Annotated in this window: 2 protein-coding genes; both read right to left on the bottom strand. The window is 32.2% G+C overall.

Going from position 1 to position 1,899, the window contains the following annotated elements:
* Nucleotides 1-312 precede the first annotated feature (312 nt).
* A complete protein-coding gene (locus KHQ28_RS26750) occupies nucleotides 313-1,104 on the bottom strand; it encodes a hypothetical protein (RefSeq protein WP_064147898.1) in 792 nt (263 codons plus the stop codon).
* Nucleotides 1,105-1,123: 19 nt separating this feature from the next.
* A complete protein-coding gene (locus tag KHQ28_RS26745) occupies nucleotides 1,124-1,858 on the bottom strand; it encodes a replication/maintenance protein RepL (RefSeq protein WP_064147897.1) in 735 nt (244 codons plus the stop codon).
* Nucleotides 1,859-1,899: the final 41 nt, after the last annotated feature.

The following is a 1,899-nucleotide window of genomic DNA, read 5'->3' as shown; positions in this document are numbered from 1 at the left end:
CTGTCATGTTGACTCCTCTTATTTTTAGTGGATTGTGTATATATTTTATTTTAAGGGATTGGTTCAAAGTGTCAAATTTAATGGAGAGGCATGGATTTAATTATCTATTTTTCTTGTCATGTCTCTATAATTTAGCCTTGCTGAATAACCTCGTTCAATAAACTGTGTTTTATCGTAGCTATAAAGATAATCTGCATCGATTCTTCCACAAGACTTACAAAAAGAGTATTCCCATCTCAAGTTGCATTTCTTAGAAACAGAAAACCTCTCTGTCATTTCTCTACCACATGAACATTGCATATCATACCTCTCTTATTTGTTTTTATAGCTTTCAAAAATTAGTGTTCCAGAAAGATCATAAAGTTCAACCTTGCCGACTTTACCTTCATCATTTTTAATGGACATTCGTATTATTCTGGAGTCATGATATTTTTCTAACAAATCAGGTTTATTGGCTAGGTATTTTGCTATTACAGCGCCGCTTTTTATATAGTCGAAGCTGGAACATATTGTTCTTTTGAACTCTACATCAGTTAGACCGCTTTCCATGATCTTTCTTGCGATGAGTAATTTTAATGGACGCTCAAATTCCTCACGCTCTTTACGCCTTTGTTCCTCTTCTTGTTTACGTCTCAGTTGGTTGAGGAAGTAAAGTTTATCTCTTTCTAATTGTAGTTGGCTTTCTTTATCTTGAATGATGTTGTTGACTACTGATGATGGAATGACTTGAATATTGTTAGACCAATATCGATACGGATTATGCTTCTGAATACTTCCAACTGTTAAACGTATTCTATCAACATCGATCTTTTTATCAAAAGATACGATTCTTTTATTACCATCTTTTGAAATTATTTTTGCTGTGTTCTCAAGTTTCTCATTACCTTGTAAGTTAAATGAATTTACAACAGTATTATGTTCTTCATGATAAAAGGACTGTTTTTTACTATGAATATAACATTCAAGAAAAGAATAGAGTTTGAACTCTTCAATGCCAAATGTTTCCTCAAGCATAGTCATTTGTTCCGCTAAGATATCAAGAATATCGGTTTTTGATAATCTATCATGCAGTTTAATTTCAAGTGAACCGGGTAGTTTTTTCATTTTAATTCCTTATTACTCTTTAGGAAACAGCTTTTAAGTGGTTAGTGATATTAACTAAATCTTGTCTATTTGCTTCATTTTCTTTTGTTCGTTTATATACCTTGCGGGGTTTATCTATCTTGATACTGTTTTTAGCATTAGGAACTGCATTGTTCTTTTTCTTCTTGCTAAAAATAAAAGCATCTGTATAAACATTTTGAATTACTGTTTCGAGGGCTAATCCTCGTCTTTCCTGTTGAGAAAGATTTTGATAACCATCAGGGTATTGTTCAATCTCAGCCTGAACATTTCTTGCATTACTTAAATGCTCTTTACGCTTTTCATCAAGTTGATGACTCATACCTTTCGCAAAGATGTTTGAGTTAATATAAAGATGTCCATGATGATCAACGAGAATGCCTTTCTGTTTTAGTTTTTTGAATATGGTTGACATATTTCCAGATGCGATGTTTAAAGCTTTACACAATGATGCCTGAGAAAGGTTAATAAGGTTTCCAAACTCCATGTATTCCAAGATGTAAGTTAATACACGGAATTCATTCTTAGATATGTCCAGATCAGAAAAAACACGAAAATTAGATGTGAAAGCAAAAACATAAGGCTGGGAAAATGAGATCGCTTTATCTTCTTCTTTGGTGATAACTGTTGTTGATTTTATATCTTTGTTTTGCAGTAAATGTCTGGCGATATCAATCTTTTGTTCTGTGGTTAATGTATCAAATAAGCGAAGTAGTTCAGTATCATTAGTATTCATGTTTTTCTCTCTTATATTTTTTATTATGCCTATTCTAATAC

This window comes from Klebsiella sp. 28 (genome assembly GCF_018223905.1).
In the GTDB taxonomy this organism is placed as follows: Bacteria; Pseudomonadota; Gammaproteobacteria; order Enterobacterales; family Enterobacteriaceae; genus Klebsiella; species Klebsiella pneumoniae.
This window is presented reverse-complemented; position numbering and strand designations above follow the sequence as displayed.